The following is an 18,261-nucleotide window of genomic DNA, read 5'->3' on the forward strand; positions in this document are numbered from 1 at the left end:
AGCGAATCACCACCCAGCCCACCTGTCGAGCCAATTCAGCCGTTACCGGGACACGCTCCTAGGCCGCGGCGATTGCGCGGCGCGATAAGGGCTTGCACGTATCCAACCCCGTCCCTCGGCCGCCGCAAGCCGGGAAGCGGGCAGCCTGCCCATCAAGAAGGCAGGCGCTGCCCGTCAGCCGTCGCGCGCCATCATCACCCGCCGGATCAGCTCGGTGGGCGAGGAAGCGTTGACCTTGGCCATGGCCCGGCCGCGATGGATCTCCACGGTGCGGTGGCTGATGCCCAGGCGCCGTCCGATCTCCTTGTTGCCACTCCCCTCCAGCACCGCCGCCAGCACGTCGCGCTCGCGCGGCGTCAGGCTCCCGATGCCCTCCGGCAACTGGTCCAGCAGGTCCGGGCCGCTTTGCGGCGGGGCCGGCGCGGCGGGCCTCGCCCGCCCGGCCAGCCACAGCCCGACCGCCCCCGCGACGATGCGCCGGGCCGTGACCACGGGGCGGCGGGTGAGCATCGCCATCCGCCGCGCCTCGGCCTCCGTGTAGCCCATCGAGTGCATCAGGATGAGGTGGGCGCCCGCCAGGCGCCGCGCCGCCTCGTCCAGCCCGGCCGCCTGCCCGGCCGCGGAAAGGGTGCGGGCGTTCTGGACCAGCGTGCCGTGCCCGAAATCCCGCTGCTGCTGGGGCAGGGCATGGACCAGCCCGAGGGCGCAATCCCCCATCACGAGGGCGGCGATCCAGGCATCCACCGCCTGCTGCGCGTGGATGAAGGGCGTGTTCAGGCGGAAGGGCTGGAACAGGCTCGTGCTGATCAGCACGATCAGGTCGAAGCCCGCCCCGTCCAGGCGCCGCAGCAGGGGCTCCAGGCGCTGCGCGACGAACCCCGCGCCGAGCACCACCTGCGTGCCGTCCACGACGCGCGTGGTCAGGCGGGCCTCCCGCATGCGGGGCCGGTGGGCGGCGATCTCCTCGTCCGGCACGCCGTCGAGCGCGCCGAACTCCTCGCCGCGCAACCCGTCCGGCCCCGCCCCGAGGAGCGCGAGCATCTCCGGAACCACATCCCCGCGGGGCGCCTGGCCGATGGTGACGAAGGCCACGCGCGGCGGGATCACGGCGGCACCTCCGGCCTCATGGCCCCTCACCCGCCCCGCCGCGCGGGCCTCACGCCCAGTGGCGCTGGTAGAAGGGCTTGCCCCCCGTGCTCATCAGCGCGTGGTCGGTGGCGAAAAGATCGGCGTAGTGCAGCAGCCAGGCCTCGGTGGTGGAACCGTGAAAGGGCGCGTTCGTCGCGTGCGTGGCCACCGTGCTGACCACGAGGTGCGGGAAGCCCAGCTCGCGCAGCATCATGGCGCCCAGCACGCCATGGGGCAGCTCCGCATGGAGCGGGGAGCCGCGCACCACCCCCTCCTCGCGCATCATCAGCAGCGGCTTGTCGATGTCGTGCAGCACGAGGATCGGCACCAGCACCTCCGGGTCGGTGTGGCGGCCCCAGTCGCGCGCCGCGCGCCGCGCGAGGTCCAGCCCGGCGCGCGTCACCTCGTTCACGTGGTCCATGAGCCGGTAGGAGGGCGCGATGAGGGAATAGGGCATGTCCTCCAGCGCCTCGAAGGGGCTGGACACCCAGCTCGACACCCAGGCGGTGACGACCGCCTCGCGCGTCGCGTCGGAGATGCCGTCCAGCCCGTCCAGCCAGCCGGCCACGCGCTGCCGCCGCGCCGGGTCCCCGCGCTCGATCCGATAAAGGTCCATCCCAGCCCGCGCCCCATCCCGAACGTGTCGATAAAATGACGGGGATCACCTTAGGCGGCCGGCGTGGAAATGCCGAGACGGGCGCCGACGCGCCCGCGCCATCCGTGACGCCGCCCCCCGTATCCGGTAAGCGCCAGGCGGCGATCAACACAGGACCGCCCATGACACCCGTCTCGCCGCCGCTCCACCGCAAGAGCTTCGATCCCGCGGCGAAGGGCGCGCTGGACGGCGTGCGGGTAGTGGACCTGTCCCGGCTGGTCGCGGGCAACCTGCTGACCAAGGTGCTGGCCGACCACGGCGCGGAGGTGGTGAAGGTGGAGCCGCCCGAGGGCGACAGCCTGCGCGCCTGGAGGGTGCAGGGGGTGGAAACCTCCTGGAAGACGTGGTGCCGCAACAAGAAGAGCATCTGCCTGAACCTGCGCGACCCCGAGGCGCAGGCCCTCGTCCGCCGCCTCGCCTCGGGCGCGCAGATGCTGGTGGAAAGCTTCCGCCCGGGCGTGCTGGAAACCATGGGGCTGGAACCGGAGGCCCTGCTGGAGGCCAACCCCGCCCTGGTGATCGTGCGCGTCTCCGGCTGGGGGCAGACCGGCCCCTTCCGCCACAAGCCCGGCTTCGGCACGCTGGTGGAGGGCTATTCCGGCTTCGCCGCCATCAACGGCTTCGCCGACCGCGAGCCGGTGCTGCCGCCGATGTTCATGGGCGATGCCTATGCCGGCCTCTACGGCGCCGCCTCCGCCATGATCGCCCTCCGCCACGCCGAGGCGCAGGGCCAGGGCCAGGTGATCGATCTCTCGCTCTTCGACCCCATGCTGGCCATCCTGGAACCGCAAACGGCGAACCACGCCATCACCGGACGGCTGAAGGAGCGCACGGGCAGCCGCAGCACCAACACCGCGCCGCGCAACGCCTATCGCACGAAGGACGGCGGCTGGGTCTGCCTGTCCTCCTCCACCCAGGGCATGACGGAGAAGCTGTTCCGCTCCATCGGCCGCCCCGACCTCATCGCCGACCCGCGCTTCCGCACCAACCCCGACCGGCTCCGCAACTGGGAGGTGCTGCACGACATTGTCGCCGGCTTCATCGCCGAGCGCGGCACGGAGGAGAACCTGGCGATCTTCGACGCCGCCGGCGTCACCATCGGCCCGATCAAGGACGCCGCCGGCCTGCTGGACGACGGCTTCGTGGCCGAGCGCGAGGCCCTGGTCGCCGTGCCCGACGAGGACATGCCCGGCGGCTGGCTGCCCATGCACGGGGAGGTGCCGCGCCTTTCCGCCACGCCCGGCATCCTCGCCCGCCCGGCGCCGAAGCTGGGCGAGCACAACGCGGAGATCCTGGCGCCGCTGCTGGGCGAGGCCGGGCTGGCGCGGCTGCGCGAGGCCGGCGTGGTGCGCGGCTGACCGCCGCCCGCCTCAGATATCCTTCGGCGCGGCGCTGCCCGGCGCCGAAACCTGCTCCAGCCCCTGCTCCATCAGGCAGGCCCAGGCGCCCTCCGCGTCCGGGGCGAAGCGGAACAGGCCGAGATCCGCGGGCCCGATCATCCCGGCCTCCACCAGGGCCTCCAGGTTGATCACCGACCGCCAGTAGGCCTCGTCCACCATCACGATCGGGATCACCGGCGCCTTGCCGGTCTGGCGCAGGGTCAGCAGCTCGAACAGCTCGTCCAGCGTGCCGAAGCCGCCGGGAAACACCACGAGGGCATTGGCCCGCATCGCCAGGTGCATCTTGCGCATGGCGAAGTAGTGGAAGCGGAAGGTGAGCTCCGGCGTCGAGTAGGCGTTCGGCTCCTGCTCGTGCGGCAGCATGATGTTGAAGCCGATCGAGGGCGCCCCGGCCTCCTGCGCACCCCGGTTCGCGGCCTCCATGATGCCGGGCCCGCCGCCTGTCGCGATCACGTTGTCCCGGATGCCCGACCGCCCCAGGAAGGCCCCGCCCCGCTCGGACGCGATGCGCCCGAAGGCCCGTGCCTCGGCGTACCAGAACGGGTGGCGCCCGGCTCCGTCCTCGCGCACCCGCGCGCTTCCGAACACCACGATGGTGGAGCGCACCTGCCAGGCGCGCAGCGCTTCGTCGGCCTTGGCGAATTCCAGAAGGAAGCGGACCCCACGCATGGAGGGGTTCAGGAGGAAGTCCGGGTCGAGCACGGCCAGCCGGTAGGAGGGCGAGGCGAGCTGGGCCGCGTTGGGCCTGGGCGGTGTGTCGGTCATCGATGCTCCATGGCGGCGTTGCGGGGGCGGCCGGCACCGCGGTGCCGCGCCATCGGCGAAGGCGGGCTCAGACGCCCACGGCCGCCTTGATCCGCTCGCGCGTCAGCGGCAGGTCGCGGAGCCGCTTGCCCGTCGCCTGGGCCATGGCGTTGCCGATGGCGGCCGCCGTCGGCCCCTGGCCGCACTCGCCGCTGCCCAGGAAGGGCAGGCCGGGCCGGTCGATGACATGGACCTCCACGCTCAGCGGCACCCCGTTGAAGCGCAGCATGGGATAGGTGGACCAGTCCACGCTGGTGACGCCCGCCTCGTCGAAGCTCACGCTCTCGTACAGCGTCCAGCTCATGGACTGCATGATCGCGCCCTCGACCTGATTGCGCAGCCCATCGGGGTTGACCACCTGTCCGCTGTCCACGGCGGCCACGGCGCGCAGCATCCGGGCCCGCCCCGTCTCGCGCGCCACCTCCAGCTCGGTCGCGACGGCGCAATAGGCCGCGAGGTTCTTGTAGCGCGCGAAGCCGAAGCCGTGCCCCCGCCCACGCGGCGGCCGCTCCCCTGCCTTCCAGCCGAAGGCCTGGGCCGCCCTGGCGATCACGTCGCGCGCGCGCGGGTCCTGCATGTGGCGCAGGCGGAACTCCACGGGATCGGCCCCCGCCTCGGCCGCCAGCTCGTCCATGAAGCTCTCGATGGTGAAGACGTTCATGTAGGCGCCCAGTGCCCGCATGGCCGAGACCCGCAGCGGCATTCGCGGCAGGAAGTGGTGCATCACCCGCGCGCTGGGGAAGGTGTAGAGCGGGATCGCGTTGCGGTCGCCGCCCCCCTCCGGCTGCGGAAGGGGCTTGGGCGCCGGTTCGGGGAAGGGTTCGGCGACGAGACGCGCCGCGAGAAGCGAACCGGCCGTGCCGGGGCGGGTGGAATGCGTGTTGCTCCAGACCTCGTAGTCCCAGTCCACGATCGCGCCGGAGGCGTCGAGCCCGGCGCGGGCCTGCGTGACCATGGCGGGCCCCAGCGGTTCCCAGGCATTCTCCTGCTCGCGCATCCATTGCAGCCGCACGGGCCGGTCGGGAAAGGCCGTGGCGATCAGCGCGGCATCGGCGGCGGCATCGTCGGCGCCGTTGTGGCCGTAGCAGCCCGACCCCTCGGTGTGGATGCAGCGCACCCGCTCCTTCGGCAGGCGCAGCATCTCCGCGATGGCGTCCCGGTCGGGATAGACGCCCTGGGTGTGCGTCCACACCGTCACCACCCCGTCCCGCACCTGCGCCACCGCGCAGGACGGTCCGATGGAGCCGTGGGACTGGTACTGCCGGGTATAGCTCGCCTCCAGCCGTCGCTGGGCGGCCTGCGGCGTCCGCTTGTCGAGGATGGCGGTGTCCTCGGAAGGCAGGCCGCGCAGCGTGCCGAAGATCTCCGCCTGCTTCGGCAGGGCCGGGCCCGCCCGCCACCGCGCGGCGGCGGACAGCGCGCGCATGGCCTGGATGCACTGGAATTCCCGCTCCGCCACCACGGCCAGGAAGTCGCCGTCGCGGATCACCTTCAGCACCCCGGGCATCCGCTCCACGGCGCCGCTGTCCAGCGCCTCCAGCCGCGCGCCGGGCCCGGAGGGGCGCACGACGCGGGCGTGCACCATGCCGGGCAGGCGCATGTCCTGCACATAGGCGGCGCCACCCGTGACCTTGGCCGGGATGTCCACACGCTGCACGGGTTGGTTCATGACACGGAAGCGCGCGGGGTCCTTCAGCCGGGATTCAGGCGCCGCCCGCACCGCCAGAAGGCCGTCCGCGACCAGTTCCCCAAAGGAAGCCCGGCGGCCGTCGGGCGAGACAACCGCGCCGCCCTCGGCGCGCAGCCCCTCCCCCGGCACGCCCAGGCGCCCGGCGGCCCGGGCGATCAGGATCTCCCGCACCTGCGCGGCCGCGTGGCGGATCGCGGTGCCGCTGTCCTGCATGGAATGGCTGCCGGCGGTGTAGCCCTCGTTCGGGGTCGCACCCGTGTCGGCCGTCACCAGGCGGATGGCGGCAAGCTCCACCTCCAGCTCCTCCGCCGCGACCTGGAGAAGCGCGGTCCTGATGCCCTGGCCGAGTTCCGCCTTGCCGGTGAAGAGGGTGACGCTGGAGTCGGCGCCCACGCGGATCCAGGCATCGAGCCGCGGGCTGGATTTCAGGCTGCCGGGAAGCTGCGGCGCGGGGCGCGGCTCCTGCCGGGCGTTCTGGCCTTCCTGGGGCTGCGCCTGGGCGCAGTCCATGGAGAAGCTGAGCACCAGCGCCCCCGCCCCGGCCAGCACGCCGCGCCGGGAAAGGCCCGTCTCCCCGGCGGCGCTCACCGCGCCGCACTCCGGACGGCGGGCGCCGCCTCGGCGGTCTGGATCAGCCCGGCGGCACGGCGGACGGCGCGCAGGATGCGCGCATGGGTGCCGCAGCGGCAGAGATTGGGCTGCATATGCGTGCGGATCTCCTCGTCGGAGGCGCGCGGGTTGCGCTGCAAAAGCGCCTGGGCCCGCATCATCATGCCGGGAATGCAGTAGCCGCACTGCGCGGCCTGCTCCTCGATGAAGGCGCGCTGCATGGGGCCGGGGTTCTCGGCGGTTCCCAGCCCCTCCACGGTGGTGACCTTCTTGCCCTCCAGCAGCATCACCGGCGTGACGCAGGAGAACACGGCCACCCCGTCCACCATCACCGTGCAGGAACCGCACTGGCCGAGGCCGCAGCCATACTTGGCGGCGTGCAGCTCCAGGTAATCCCGGAGCACGTAGAGGAGGGGCGTGTCCCCCGGCGCATCCACCTCGTGCTGGCGGTCATTGACGGTGAGCTTCACCATGTGGTGCCTCTCTGGGTCGGATCGGCCGGGGCGGCCTGCACGCTGTCGGTCGGGCGCGAAGAGGCGAGGCGGTCGCCGGAGCGCGCCTCGCGCACCGCCTTGTCGAGGCCTTCCCAGGCCGGCGCCTCGCCGAAGCGGGCGCGGAGGTGGGACAGCAGGGCGACGAGCTGCGCGTCGTCCAGCACCCCGCGAAAGCCCGGCATGATCGGCGCCCGCTCGCCCTCGGCGGCGGGAAGGCCGTTGAGCACGACGTTGATGAGGTTCTCGGGGCTCTCGCCGCGGACGCCGCTGCTGAAGGCCAGGTTGATCCCCCCGAAGGGCAGCGGCCGCCCGGCCTCGTGGCAGGTGGCGCAGGCGCCCGCATAGATCGCGGCGCCCGGTTCGCCGCCGGAAGCGGGCACCGTCTGGCTGTCCGAGGCCGCCGGGCGGGCACCGCCGCCGACCGGGCCGCGCGCCGCCAGCAGGGCCTCCACGCGCCGCTGCCGCTCCGCCGAGGGTTGCCCCATGCCGGCGACCGTATAGGCCGCGACGGCGCGCGCATCCTCCTCCGGCACATAGGCCATGTTGGCCGTGACCGGCGCCATCGGGCCGCGGGCGATTCCGTGGTGCTCGTGCCAGCCGCGGCGGAGGTAGTCGAACATGCTGTCGGTGGTCCAGGGCACCGCGGCGGCGGAAGCGGCGTTGATGGCATAGGCGTGCCAGCCCTCGGCCTCCCCGCCCGCGTAGTGCTCGCCGCGCTTCTCGGCCCCGAGCGCGTTGCGCGGCGTGTGGCAGGCGCCGCAATGCCCCAGGCCCTCCGCCAGATAGGCCCCGCGGTTCCACTCCTCGCCCTGGTCCTGGGCCGGGCGATAGGGCCCCTCGCGGAAGAACAGCAGCTTCCAGCCTGCCAGGACGAAGCGCTGGTTCAGGGGGAAGGGCAGATCGTTCTCCCGCGCCGGGGCCCGCACCGGGTCCCGCGTCATGAGGTAAGCGTAGAGGGCCCGGTTGTCCTCGTCGCTGACAAGGGTGAAGTGGTTATAGGGAAAGGCGGGGTAGAGGTGGCTTCCATCCCGGTCCAGCCCGGCGCGCATGGAGCGGGCGAAGGCGGCCTCCGACCAGCGCCCGATGCCCGTCTCGGGGTCCGGCGTGATGTTGGTGGAATAGATCGTGCCGAAGGGCGTCGGCAGCGCCAGCCCGCCGGCGAAAACCTGCCCGCCGGGCGCGGTGTGGCACACGTTGCAGTTTCCCAGCGCGGCAAGTTGCGCGCCGCGGCGCACCAGGGCCGGGTCGAAGCTCTCGCGCCGGGGTGGATCGATGGGATCGATCGCCGGGTGCCAGGCATAGGCCGCGAAGGCCCCGCCCCCGAGAACAACGAGCGCCAGAAGCGAGAAGGCGATGTTCCTGGTCCGCATGCCGCCCTGGCCGCTCCTCGATCCGGGATGTTCCCACCGGTTCAGCGATAGCGTCCGGCGGCGGGCACCGTTGCCTGAAAGGCGGCCTCCGCGAAGGCCGGTGCTACAGCAGGAAGGCGAGCGCCTCGGCGCAGGGCTGCTCCACCTTCAGCGCCAGCACGTCATCGGCCCGCGTGCGCCCCAGGTTCACCGCGGCCACCGGCTTGCCCGCCCGCGCGGCCGCCTGCACGAAGCGGAACCCCGAATACACCATCAGCGAGGACCCCACGACCAGCACGGCATCCGCCCGGCCAAGCGCCTCGAAGGCCGCATCCACGCGTGCCCTCGGCACCCCCTCGCCGAAGAAGACCACATCGGGCTTGAGGACGCCGCCGCAGGCCGCGCAGGGCGGCACCACGAAGGCGGAGAAGTCCACGCCCTCGAGCTCCGCATCGCCATCCGGCGCCTGCGCCGCACCGAGCCCGGCCCAGGCGCCATTCTCCCGCACCAGCGCCTCCTGCATCGCCTCCCGCGGGGTTTCCCAGCCGCAGCCCATGCAACGCACCCGGTCCAGCCGCCCGTGCAGATCCACCACCCGGCTGCTTCCCGCCGCCTGGTGCAGGCGGTCCACGTTCTGGGTCAGCAGCAGCTCGCTCCTGCCCATCGTTTCGAGCCGGGCGAGCGCCGCGTGGGCGCCGTTGGGCCGCACCTTGCCGAAGCTGCGCCACCCGACCAGGCTGCGCGCCCAGTAGCGCTGGCGCGCCGGGTGGCTGCCCATGAAGGCCTGGAAGGTCATGGGCTGCGCCCGCTTCCACCGGCCTTCGGCGTCGCGATAGTCGGGAATGCCGGAATTCGTGCTGCAGCCCGCGCCGGTCAGCACGAAAAGCCGTTCGTGCCGCCCGATGAACGCCCGCAGCGGCGTGGTGTCATGCATGCCCGGTATCTAGGAAAGCGGACCCGGGGCGAAAACCCTCCGGCGCTTCTTCCACCTCAGCCGAGCGCCCCGGACACCTCCCGCCCGCGCTGCCACACCGCCCGGATGCGATGGATGTTGCGGATATCGGCCTGCGGGTCGGCATCCAGCACCAGCAGGTCCGCGCGCCGCCCCTGCCGCAGCAGCCCGCGGTCCTCCAGGCCGAGCAGCTCGGCGGACTGGCCCGTCGCGCAGCGCAGCGCCTGCTCGGGCGTGAGCCCCGCCTCCACCATCAGCTCCAGCTCCCGGTGCTCGGCGAAGCCGGGGATGCGGATGGCCGTGGCGCCGGAATCCGTGCCGAAGCCGATCCGCACGCCGGCCGCGTGCAGCGCCTTCAGGTTGCGCTGGTTGACGGCCACCTCCTCGCGCGACGAGGCCGCGCCGGCCAGCGCGCTGCGCCGCCATTCGGGGTCGCCGAACTGCGCGCGCAGCCCGGCGTTCAGCGCCCGCCCGAAGAACGGATCGGCGAGGAGCTCCGGCCGGTCGGCGTAGATGTAGTTCGCCTCGTTGATCTGGATGGTCGGGATGTACCAGGTGTTCCGCTCGCGCATCGCGGCGACCAGGGCCGCGTCCACCGGCTTGTCCCGGATGCCGTGCGCCACGATGTCCACCCCCGATCGCACCACGATGCGTGCCTGCTCGAGATCGTGGATATGGGCGGCGACGCGCAGCCGATGGGCATGCGCCTCCTCCGTGGCGGCGAGGATGATCTCGGGGCGCATCATCGGCACGGTGCCGTTCAGGTCGTCCACCCACAGCTTCACGATGTCCACGCGCCGCCGCGCCATGGCGCGGATGGCCTCGCGGGCCTCCTCCGGCGTCCCGGGGCGGGCCACCTGGCTGTCGTTCAGGTTCATCGGGCCGGCCGGCGGCGTGCCGTCCGGGACGCCCACGCCCATGCCCGCGCCGAGCAGGTCGGCGCCATCCGTCCCGCCGCGCCGCACCTCCTCGCGGATGTCGAAGAAGGCGGCGGGGCCGAGGCCGAGCGCCGTGACGGTGGTCACGCCATAGGCCGCGAACTGCCGGAGCTGCGCCAGCACGTTCTCCCGCGTGTAGAAACGCCCGCCCGTCTCGGCCCCGGCGCTGTTGCCCACATGCGAATGCGCGGAGATCAGCCCGGGGACGACGGCGCGGCCCGCCAGGTCGATCCGCCGCGCCCCGGCCGGCACCGCCACGGAACCGGACGGCCCGATGGCCCCGATCACGCCGTCCGCGACCAGGATCGTGGCGCGGCCGATGCGCCGCTCGCCGTCGAACACCTCGGCGCCCTCCAGCGCCACCGGCGCATCGGCAAGGGCCGGCCGGCTGCCGGCGAACACGGCGAAACCGAGAGGCAGCAAGCTGCGGCGCATCAGCCTCATCACGGCGTTCCTCCTGCGGCCTTCGAACGGGCCTGCCCAAGCAAGCAGCACAGTGCGCGGCTTTGCAAGGGAAGCTTCCGGTCAGGCCGCCGGCCCTGTCCGGCTATTCCGGCTCCAGTCCCACGGTCTTTCCCACCGCAACCGCGCGCTGCACCTCCGCCCTGATGAAATCCTGCGTCGCATCGGGCCCGAGGTCGAGCGGTTCCAGCCCGGCCGCCATGATCATGCGCCGCGTCTCGGGCAGGGCCTGTGCCCGCGCGATGTCGGCGGCGATGCGCTCGACGATGGGCCTGGGCGTGCGGGCGGGGGCAAGGATGGCGAACCACGCCTCCATGGCGGTGTCGCCGATGCCCAGTTCCGCAAAGGTCGGCACGGCCGGCAGATCGGGATGCCGCGCGGCGGAGGTGATGGCCAGCAGCCGCAGCGCGCCCGACTGCGCCTGGGCCATGACCCCCGGCAGGGTGGAAACCGCGAAGGCCAGCGAGCCCCCGAGCAGGTCGTTCAGCACCGGCGCGGCGCCCCGGTAGGCGACATGGACCGCGGAGAGGCCGAGCCTGCGCAACCACATCTCCTCGATCAGGTGGGCGGTGGAACCCGGACCGGGCGAGCCATAGGTGAGCCGGCCCGGCTGAGCCCGGATGGCCTCGGCCAGGTCATCCATGGAGGCGAAGGGCGAGCGCGCCGGCACGGCGAAGGCGTGCGGCGTGGACGCGACCAGCGAGATCGGCGCGAAGTCCGCCACCGGGTCGTAGGCCATGCGGCGAAACATGGCGACGTTCAGCGCATGCGTCTGGATGTTGCCCAGCCCGAGCGTGTAGCCGTCGGGCGGCGAGCGGGCCAGCGCCTCGGCCCCGATCATGCCGGAGGCGCCGGAGCGGTTCTCCACCACCACGGGCTGGCCCCAGATCGTGGAAAGGCGCTGGCCGATGATGCGCGCCGGGGGATCGGCGGAGCCGCCGGGCGGATAGGGCACGATCAGCTTCACGCCCCGCGAGGGAAAGGCATCCTGTGCCCGGAGCGTCCCGGGCGCGGCCAGGCCGCACAGCAGCGCCCGGCGCGCGACCCGCGGGGGTGGTGCCCTCCAGTGCATGACGCGTCCTCCCTGCTTTGCTTTCTTCCGGCCGCGGCGGCGCCACGTCCTCGCCCGCAAGCCTACCCGCCCCTGACGCCCCTGCGAAAGCGCGGCCTGCCGGCGAACTTCGCGACAGCCGCACGGCCATGATCCAGGCCTCCAGCATCCGCCCGGCGGGCAGGAACCAGCCCCGGCCAAGCAGGCGCCGGCGGGCTCAGGCCGCCATCCAGCCCCCGTCCACCATCAGGTTGTGGCCGTTCACGAAGCTCGCCTCCCCGCTCGCGAGGAACAGGGCGGCGCGGGCCACGTCCAGCGGCGCGCCCAGGCGCGGATACGGCGTGCGCGCCTCGGAATAGGCGATCCAGCGCGGCTCCACGGCGCGCCCGGACTTGCCCGTCAGGATCTTCCCCGGCGCCACGGCGTTGCAGACGATGTGCTGGCGCCCGTAATCCGCCGCGATCTGGCGCGTCATGTAGACCAGTCCCGACTTGCTCACGCCATAGGCGAAGTCCTCGGGCGAGGCGACCATGCCGTGCTGGGAGGAGATGTTGACGATCCGCCCGCGCGCCTCGTCCACCACGGGCTGTTGCAGCATCTGGCGCACCGCGGCGCGGGCGCAAAGGAAGGCGCCCTTCAGGTTCACGGCGATCACGCTGTCCCACAGCGCCTCCTCCGTCTCGGCCAGCGGCTTGCCCGCGCGGATGGCGGCGTTGTTGACCAGGATGTCCACCGACCCGTGCCGCGCCACCGTCCCGGCGAACAGCGCCTCCACCTCCGGCGCGGAGGAAACGTCGCAGCGGATGAAGCCGGCCTCGTGGCCGTCGGCGCGAATGGCCTCCAGCACGGGGGGCCCACCCTCCACCACCTCCTCCGTGACGTCCGCCACCACCACCCGCGCGCCCTCCTGCGCGAAGAGCCGCGCGATCGCGCGCCCGATGCCGGAGGAGCCACCGGTCACGATCGCGGTCCTGCCGGCCAGCCGTGCCATGCCCGTCATCTCCTCACGCCCCGCAGAGGGCGATGCCCTCGGGGCCGTTGCGCCAGTCCAGGTATCGCCGGGCGAGCCCGGGCAGGTCGTCGGTGAGCGGCGCGCGCCCGGTGGCCGCGCGCAGGCGGGTGGTGTCCATCGGCGCGCGGTCACGCTCCAGCCCGTAGCGCACCGTCGCGGCCTCCGGGTCGATGCGCCAGCGAAAGCCCGGGCAAAGCGCGACGAGCGCCTCGCACCAGGCGGCGGCGGTGGTCAGCGCGCCGCCGCCCAGGTTGAAGGTTGCACGCTCCGGTGCCGGTAATGCCAGAAGGTCGGCGATGGCGCCGGCCGCCGCCTCCGCGTCGATCCAGTCGGCCGCCATGGCGCGGGGCAGCACGCATTCCCTCCCGGCCCGCGCATCCTCCACGCATTGCCAGTGGGGCGAAAGCAGCGGGCGCATGCCGGTCGGGTGCTCCCGCGCGCCGAAGCAGGGGCCGAGCCGGACCGCCGCGGTCTCCATCCCGTAAAGCGCGCCGAGACGGTGGACGGCCTGCTCCGCCGCGAGCTTGGTGATGCCGTAAAGGGCGGCGGGCCGGGTGGGGGTGGACTCCTCGTGCAGCCGCCCGTCCGCCTCCGCCGCGGCATGGCCATAAACCGCGACCGAGCTGAGCCCGAGCACCCGCCGCACGCCGGCCCGCCGCGCGGCCTGCATGAGGCGCAGGGTGCCGCCCAGGTTCACCTCCGCGATCACCTCCGGTTGCTCGGCCTCGGCCCGCATGTCCGGGGTGAGGGCGGCGGCATGGATCACGCGGTCGATCGCCGCCGCGGCGAAGGCGCGGTCCAGGTCGTCCGGCACGCGGACATCGCCAGAAATGAACCGGGCCGCGCCCAGCCAGCCGGCGGACAAGGCCTCCGGAGGCGGCGTTGGCGCGAAGAGCACCACGCGCTCACCCCGGTCGAGCAGGGCGCGGGCGATGTTCAGCCCGACGAAGCCGGTGGCGCCGGTGAGAAGGACGGTCATGGGTCAGTGCCTTGCCAACGCCCGCCGCTCCAGCACCGCCACCCAGCGGGAGAAGGGCCAGAGAAGGACGAAGTAGATTAGCGCCGCCGCCATCAGCGGCGTCGGGTTGTAGGTCTGCTCCTGCGCCACCCGGGCGGAGCGCAGCAGCTCCGGCATGGCCACAAGCGCGCCGATGGACGTGGTCTTCACCAGTTCCAGCGCATTGCCCGCGAGCGGGGCGATCACCTTGCGCACGGCCTGCGGCAGCAGCACGAGAACGAGGACCTGGAAGCGGCTGAGGCCCAGCGCTGCCGCCGCCTCGGTCTGCCCGTGCGGGATGGAGGCGAGCCCGGCACGGAAGATCTCCCCGAAGTAGCCGGTGTTGTTCAGGCCGAGCGCGAGCACCACCGCCGCGAAGCCGCCGAGGCGGATGCCCAGGAAGGGGAGCCCGTAGAACACCAGAACCAGCAGAACCAGCACGGGAAAGGCGCGCAGGAAGTCGATGCCGACGATCACGGCGCGGCGCGTGACCCTGCCGCCGAAGCTGTAGAGCAGCGCGACGGCCAGCCCGCCCGCCAGCGCCGTGGGCAGCGCCACCGCGGCCAGCAGCAGGGTGAGCCAAAGGCCCTGCAGAAGCAGTGGATAAATATCCGCCAGGCTGTCCAGGTTGGCGAAGTTGTCGATCAGCTCCTGCATCGCCTACCCCGCCCGCGCTGCGCGCCGTTCGATCCAGCGGCTGAGCACCACCAGCGGGATGAAGAAGGCGAGATAGAAGGCCGCCGCCAGGGTCAGGGGCGAGGGATTGGCGGTGATGGCCGTCACGCTCTGCGCGCTGCTCAGCGCCTCCGGCAGCGCGACGGCGGAGCCGAGCGCGGTGCCCTTGGCGATCGCGATGGCGCGGTTGGTCAGCAGCGGCACGGCCAGCACGATGGCCTGCGGCAGCACCACCCGGGTGAAGACGCGCTCGGTGCGCAGCCCCAGTGCCCGCGCCGCGTCCCATTGCCCGCGCGGCACGGCCATGATGGCCGCGAAGAAAATGTCGGACGCGAAGGCCGAAAGAACGGCGCCCAGCGCCAGCACCGTGGTGGCGAAGGGCGAAAGGGAGAAGCCCAGATAGGGCAGCGCGAAGTAGAGGACGATGATGATCACCAGCTGGGGCAGCGTGCGGAACACGTCCACATAGGCGGCCACCAGCCAGCGCAGCGGCCGGAACGGCACGCAGCGCAGCAACGCCAGCGCCAGCCCGAACACCAGCCCGAAGGCGATGATGCAGAGCGACACCAGCACCGTGACGCCGAAGCCGCGCAGCACCTCGGGAAAGGCACCCGCCATGACGGCGGCGTTGAAGTAGTGGTCGATCAGCCGTTCCATCGCGCGCCCCCGGAAAGCCGGGGCAAGGCCATGCTCAGCCGCAGGCCGGCGCGTGCGGCGTGGCGTCATGGCCAGGGAAGCCGGGCGCGCCGTAGCCCTCATAGACGGTCAGCAGGGATGAGCCCTCCGCCGGCGCCTCGCCGTACCACTTCTCGTAGAGCGCGCGCAGGCTGCCGTCGCGCTTCATGCACTCGATCGCGCCCTCTACGCGGTTGCGGTACTCGGCGTCCTCCAGCCGGAAGGCGTAGCCGAAGTTGCGGCCGTTGAAGTCCTTGAATCCCACCTTGATCGCGCGGTTGCGGGAAGCGGCATAGACGGTGGTGGGGATCTCGTTCAGCGCCGTGAAGGCGCGGCGCGTGAGCACGGCCTGCACCGTGTCGGGGAAGGTGTCGTAGCGCTGCACCTCGAAGCCGTAGCGCTCCGCGTTCTCCGTCGCCCAGGTGTCCGAGATGGTGCCGCGGTTGACGGCCAGCACCTTGCCGCGCAGGTCGTCGAAGCCGGCCATGGCGTCCGCCTGGCGGATGATGAAGCCGTTGCCCGTGGCGAAGAACGGCTCGGTGTAGAGCATGCGCGCCGCGCGCTCCGCCGTGATGTTCAGCGGGTTCACGGTGAACTCGATCCGCTTGGAGAACAGCGCGGGAAACAGGCCGGAGAAGTTGATGTCCACGATCTCCACCGAGGGACGGCCCAGGCGCTTGCCGATCTCGCGGATCAGCTCGGCGCCGAAACCCTCCGGCCCGCCGGTGCCGCGCACCATCCAGGGCGCCACGCCGAAGTCGGAGCCGACAACCATGGGCGCACCGGAGGGGTGGTCCGCCTCCTGTGCCCAGGCGCCGCACTGCATGCCCAGAACCAGCAGGGAAGCGCAGCAGAAGCGCCCGAAGGATGTCAGACGGTGCATTGGTGGTCGCTCCGGTTCGATGGATCGGTCGCAGGGCGGCCGCGCCCCTGGTCAGCAAGCCTTGTGCCATCACTCGCCACACCCGCGGCGGGCACTGGGATGCACCGGCGTGCCAGGCCGATGCGCCGTGCCGCCGGGACGCGGCCATGCCCGGCGACATGGCCCGCCAACCATGCGGGCCGGAGCGGGACCGGCGGGAAGCCCGCCCCCCCACCGCCGCCCGCGCTTCAGCCGTTGGCGGCCGCCGGATGGGCGGCCAGGAAGCGCTCCAGCGCCGCGACGAATTCGGGCCGCCCCGGCGCCGTGTTGTGCGAGGCGCCCTCGATCGTCACCAGCTCAAGCTGCGGCATGGCGGCCTTGAGCTGCTGGAACTCCCGCAGATAAGGATCGGCGGTGCCGACGATGCCCAGCGAGGGCACCGTCACCGCCCGCATCTGTGCCTCCGTCACCACCTGGTCGGGATTGGACCGGCGGACGGCCGCCAGCGCCCGCGGGTCCTTGCCCTGCATCTGACGGGCGGAGCGCTCGCGGATCACCTCGTCGGAAGGCGGCGGCTGGTCGCGCGGCCAGAGGCGGCGGATCTGGGAGCGCAGCATGCCCTCGTCCATCTCGTCGGACTCGATGTCGACGCGCCGCTGGTCCTCGGCGCTCCAGTTGCGCCGGCCCGAGGCGCCGCCCAGCGTCATCGTCACGAAGCGCTGGGGGTGCAGGGTGACAAGCTGGGCCACGATATGCGCGCCCATGGAGTAGCCGACGATGTGCGCGCGCCGGATGCCCAGGTGATCCATCAGCCGGATGGCATCCATCCCCATCTCCGGCCCATAGGCGCCGCGCTCATGCGGCTTGCCGCTCTGCCCGTGGCCGCAGGCGTCGAAGGCGATGGCGCGGTAGCGCCGCGCGAGGGCCGGGAAGATGCCCGAGTCCACGAACTGGCCCTGGATGTCCGTGGTGTAGCCGTGGATGAGGATGACAGGCTCGCCCTGGCCTTCCTCGATGTAGTGGATGCGCACCCCCGCGGAATCGAAGAAGCGGTCCTCGGCGGCACGCGCCGTGAGCGGCCCCGCGAGGAGCCCCCCGGCCATCAGGCCGGCCATTCGGCGGGTGATCCGGATCATGCTGTCCTCCCGTGACGTCCGGGAAGTTCACGACCGGACCACCGCCGGGGTCAAGGCCCGGCCCGGGGAAGGCGACCGGGCAGGCCCCTCCCCTCAGGTCCTCACCAGCGGGCAACCGCCTTCGGAGATCGGCCGGAAGGCTTCCCCGGCCGGCGTGGTGCCGACCAGCTTGTAGTAGTCCCCCGCCCCCGTCCGCTCCGCCGGGCTCTTCACCTCGAACAGATAGGAGGGATGGATCTTGCGCCCGTCCGCACGGATGCTGCCCGCACCGAAGGCATCGTCATCGGTGGGCATCGCCTTCATGCGCTCCACCACCGCGCGGCCGGAGATGCGGGCCTCCGCCACGCCCATCGAGGCAACGGCCTTGAGGTAGTGCAGCGCCCCCGCGTAGCAGCCGGCCTGGATCATGCCCATGGGAATGCCGCCCGGCAACTTCGGCCGCACCCGTGCCGCCAGCGCGCGGGTGCGCGGGTTCAGGTCCCAGTAGAAGGATTCGGTCAGCAGCAATCCCTGCGCGGTTTCCAGCCCCAGCGCGTGCACATCCGCGATCGCCATCAGAAGGGTCGCGAGCTTGGCCTGCTGCGTCAGCCCGAACTCGCGCGCCTGCTTCACGCAGTTCACCGTGTCGGTGCCCGCATTCGCCAGGCCCACCACCTTCGCCCGGCTGGCCTTGGCCTGCACCAGGAAGGAGGAGAAATCGGTTGTCTGCGGAAAGGGGTAGCGCAGCCCGCCCAGCACGCGCCCGCCCGCCGCCTCCACGAAGGCGGAGGTGTCGCGCTGCAGGGCATGGCCGAAGGCGTAGTCGGCGGTGATGAAGAACCAGCTGTCCCCGCCCGCCCGCGTCAGCGCGGCGCCGGTGGATTTCGCGAGCATCCAGGTGTCATAGGTCCAGTGCACCGTGTTCGGTGAGCACTGCGTCCCCGTCAGCTCCACCACGGCGCCGCCCGAGTTCACGAAGACCTTGTCCTTCTCCCGCGCCGCCGTGGCCACCGCCAGCGCGACGGAGGAGGTAGGCACGTCGAGGATCATGTCCACGCCCTCCGTGTCGTACCACTGGCGCGCGATGCCGCTGCCGACATCGGGCCGGTTCTGGTGGTCCGCCACCAGCACCTCCACGGAGATGCCGGGGTTCGCGGCGGTGAACTCCTCCACCGCCTGCCTCGCGCAGGCCACCGAGCCAGGCCCGGTCGGGTCGCGATAGGGGCCGGACATGTCGGTGAGCACGCCGATGCGGACCGGCCGGGCGGCACGCGGCTGCGCCACGGCCCCGGATACCGCCGATGCGGCCACAAGGCCGGTGGCGCCGAGAAGCCCCCGGCGTGCGATGCTGGTCATGCCGTCGTTACTCCCTGTTGCGGCGCCGCCTCTGCCG

17 protein-coding genes are annotated in these 18,261 nt (G+C 72.4%); 1 reads left to right on the plus strand and 16 read right to left on the minus strand.

What is annotated here, in order from left to right:
- Positions 1-174 precede the first annotated feature (174 nt).
- Together ACFFIC_RS26295 and ACFFIC_RS26300 are read right to left on the minus strand one after the other, a co-directional pair.
- On the minus strand, positions 175-1,107 hold the full coding sequence (locus ACFFIC_RS26295; protein ID WP_377056013.1) for an AroM family protein: 933 nt from the start codon (positions 1,105-1,107) through the stop codon (positions 175-177).
- A gap of 49 nt (positions 1,108-1,156) precedes the next feature.
- Positions 1,157-1,744: an HDIG domain-containing metalloprotein gene (locus ACFFIC_RS26300; RefSeq protein ID WP_377056015.1), complete on the minus strand. Its 588-nt coding sequence runs from the start codon at positions 1,742-1,744 to the stop codon at positions 1,157-1,159.
- A gap of 161 nt (positions 1,745-1,905) precedes the next feature.
- On the opposite strand from ACFFIC_RS26300, the gene ACFFIC_RS26305 reads away from it, so the two are divergent.
- A complete protein-coding gene (locus tag ACFFIC_RS26305) occupies positions 1,906-3,141 on the plus strand; it encodes a CaiB/BaiF CoA transferase family protein (protein ID WP_377056017.1) in 1,236 nt (411 codons plus the stop codon).
- A gap of 12 nt (positions 3,142-3,153) precedes the next feature.
- Here the strand turns inward: ACFFIC_RS26305 and ACFFIC_RS26310 are convergent, their stop codons facing one another.
- The 14 genes from ACFFIC_RS26310 to ACFFIC_RS26375 form a co-directional block, all read right to left on the minus strand.
- Positions 3,154-3,948, minus strand: a complete 795-nt coding sequence (locus ACFFIC_RS26310) for an LOG family protein (protein ID WP_377056019.1) — start codon at positions 3,946-3,948, stop codon at positions 3,154-3,156.
- A 67-nt stretch (positions 3,949-4,015) separates the two neighbouring features.
- Positions 4,016-6,265, minus strand: coding sequence for a xanthine dehydrogenase family protein molybdopterin-binding subunit (locus ACFFIC_RS26315; RefSeq protein ID WP_377056021.1), 2,250 nt, complete (start codon positions 6,263-6,265; stop codon positions 4,016-4,018).
- Positions 6,262-6,759, minus strand: a complete 498-nt coding sequence (locus tag ACFFIC_RS26320) for a (2Fe-2S)-binding protein (protein ID WP_377056023.1) — start codon at positions 6,757-6,759, stop codon at positions 6,262-6,264. Before ACFFIC_RS26320 ends, ACFFIC_RS26315 begins: the two co-directional genes overlap by 4 nt.
- Positions 6,753-8,150 carry a cytochrome c gene (locus tag ACFFIC_RS26325; RefSeq protein ID WP_377056025.1) on the minus strand — a complete coding sequence of 466 codons (1,398 nt, stop codon included), beginning with the start codon at positions 8,148-8,150 and terminating at the stop codon, positions 6,753-6,755. The genes ACFFIC_RS26320 and ACFFIC_RS26325 overlap by 7 nt, the downstream gene beginning before the upstream one ends.
- A gap of 103 nt (positions 8,151-8,253) precedes the next feature.
- The gene (locus ACFFIC_RS26330; protein ID WP_377056027.1) at positions 8,254-9,063 is read right to left on the minus strand and encodes an NAD-dependent protein deacetylase; all 810 of its coding nucleotides are present in this window, start codon (positions 9,061-9,063) and stop codon (positions 8,254-8,256) included.
- 56 nt (positions 9,064-9,119) lie between these two features.
- Entirely contained in the window at positions 9,120-10,463 is a 1,344-nt protein-coding gene (locus tag ACFFIC_RS26335; protein ID WP_377056029.1) for an amidohydrolase family protein, read from the minus strand.
- Positions 10,464-10,566: 103 nt separating this feature from the next.
- Positions 10,567-11,553 carry a Bug family tripartite tricarboxylate transporter substrate binding protein gene (locus ACFFIC_RS26340; RefSeq protein ID WP_377056031.1) on the minus strand — a complete coding sequence of 329 codons (987 nt, stop codon included), beginning with the start codon at positions 11,551-11,553 and terminating at the stop codon, positions 10,567-10,569.
- 196 nt (positions 11,554-11,749) lie between these two features.
- On the minus strand, positions 11,750-12,523 hold the full coding sequence (locus tag ACFFIC_RS26345; RefSeq protein WP_377056033.1) for an SDR family NAD(P)-dependent oxidoreductase: 774 nt from the start codon (positions 12,521-12,523) through the stop codon (positions 11,750-11,752).
- 13 nt (positions 12,524-12,536) lie between these two features.
- The gene (locus ACFFIC_RS26350; protein WP_377056035.1) at positions 12,537-13,523 is read right to left on the minus strand and encodes an NAD-dependent epimerase/dehydratase family protein; all 987 of its coding nucleotides are present in this window, start codon (positions 13,521-13,523) and stop codon (positions 12,537-12,539) included.
- A 3-nt stretch (positions 13,524-13,526) separates the two neighbouring features.
- Positions 13,527-14,198: an amino acid ABC transporter permease gene (locus ACFFIC_RS26355; RefSeq protein WP_377056037.1), complete on the minus strand. Its 672-nt coding sequence runs from the start codon at positions 14,196-14,198 to the stop codon at positions 13,527-13,529.
- A gap of 3 nt (positions 14,199-14,201) precedes the next feature.
- The gene (locus ACFFIC_RS26360) at positions 14,202-14,873 is read right to left on the minus strand and encodes an amino acid ABC transporter permease (RefSeq protein ID WP_377056039.1); all 672 of its coding nucleotides are present in this window, start codon (positions 14,871-14,873) and stop codon (positions 14,202-14,204) included.
- Between the two features lie 34 nt (positions 14,874-14,907).
- A complete protein-coding gene (locus ACFFIC_RS26365; protein ID WP_377056041.1) occupies positions 14,908-15,774 on the minus strand; it encodes a substrate-binding periplasmic protein in 867 nt (288 codons plus the stop codon).
- 227 nt (positions 15,775-16,001) lie between these two features.
- Positions 16,002-16,889: an alpha/beta fold hydrolase gene (locus ACFFIC_RS26370; protein WP_377056043.1), complete on the minus strand. Its 888-nt coding sequence runs from the start codon at positions 16,887-16,889 to the stop codon at positions 16,002-16,004.
- 93 nt (positions 16,890-16,982) lie between these two features.
- A complete protein-coding gene (locus tag ACFFIC_RS26375) occupies positions 16,983-18,224 on the minus strand; it encodes an ABC transporter substrate-binding protein (protein ID WP_377056045.1) in 1,242 nt (413 codons plus the stop codon).
- Positions 18,225-18,261 lie beyond the last annotated feature (37 nt).

This window comes from Muricoccus vinaceus (genome assembly GCF_042433125.1).
GTDB classification, from domain to species: Bacteria; Pseudomonadota; Alphaproteobacteria; order Acetobacterales; family Acetobacteraceae; genus Roseomonas; species Roseomonas vinacea.

Bases quoted from the DNA above. Each gene is read 5' to 3' on its own strand.
- ACFFIC_RS26300 (WP_377056015.1), bottom strand. From the start codon at position 1,744: ATGGACCTTTATCGGATCGAGCGCGGGGACCCGGCGCGGCGGCAGCGC.
- ACFFIC_RS26305 (WP_377056017.1), top strand. From the start codon at position 1,906: ATGACACCCGTCTCGCCGCCGCTCCACCGCAAGAGCTTCGATCCCGCG.
- ACFFIC_RS26310 (WP_377056019.1), bottom strand. From the start codon at position 3,948: ATGACCGACACACCGCCCAGGCCCAACGCGGCCCAGCTCGCCTCGCCC.
- ACFFIC_RS26320 (WP_377056023.1), bottom strand. From the start codon at position 6,759: ATGGTGAAGCTCACCGTCAATGACCGCCAGCACGAGGTGGATGCGCCG.
- ACFFIC_RS26325 (WP_377056025.1), bottom strand. From the start codon at position 8,150: ATGCGGACCAGGAACATCGCCTTCTCGCTTCTGGCGCTCGTTGTTCTC.
- ACFFIC_RS26330 (WP_377056027.1), bottom strand. From the start codon at position 9,063: ATGCATGACACCACGCCGCTGCGGGCGTTCATCGGGCGGCACGAACGG.
- ACFFIC_RS26335 (WP_377056029.1), bottom strand. From the start codon at position 10,463: ATGAGGCTGATGCGCCGCAGCTTGCTGCCTCTCGGTTTCGCCGTGTTC.
- ACFFIC_RS26340 (WP_377056031.1), bottom strand. From the start codon at position 11,553: ATGCACTGGAGGGCACCACCCCCGCGGGTCGCGCGCCGGGCGCTGCTG.
- ACFFIC_RS26345 (WP_377056033.1), bottom strand. From the start codon at position 12,523: ATGGCACGGCTGGCCGGCAGGACCGCGATCGTGACCGGTGGCTCCTCC.
- ACFFIC_RS26350 (WP_377056035.1), bottom strand. From the start codon at position 13,523: ATGACCGTCCTTCTCACCGGCGCCACCGGCTTCGTCGGGCTGAACATC.
- ACFFIC_RS26355 (WP_377056037.1), bottom strand. From the start codon at position 14,198: ATGCAGGAGCTGATCGACAACTTCGCCAACCTGGACAGCCTGGCGGAT.
- ACFFIC_RS26360 (WP_377056039.1), bottom strand. From the start codon at position 14,873: ATGGAACGGCTGATCGACCACTACTTCAACGCCGCCGTCATGGCGGGT.
- ACFFIC_RS26365 (WP_377056041.1), bottom strand. From the start codon at position 15,774: ATGCACCGTCTGACATCCTTCGGGCGCTTCTGCTGCGCTTCCCTGCTG.
- ACFFIC_RS26370 (WP_377056043.1), bottom strand. From the start codon at position 16,889: ATGATCCGGATCACCCGCCGAATGGCCGGCCTGATGGCCGGGGGGCTC.
- ACFFIC_RS26375 (WP_377056045.1), bottom strand. From the start codon at position 18,224: ATGACCAGCATCGCACGCCGGGGGCTTCTCGGCGCCACCGGCCTTGTG.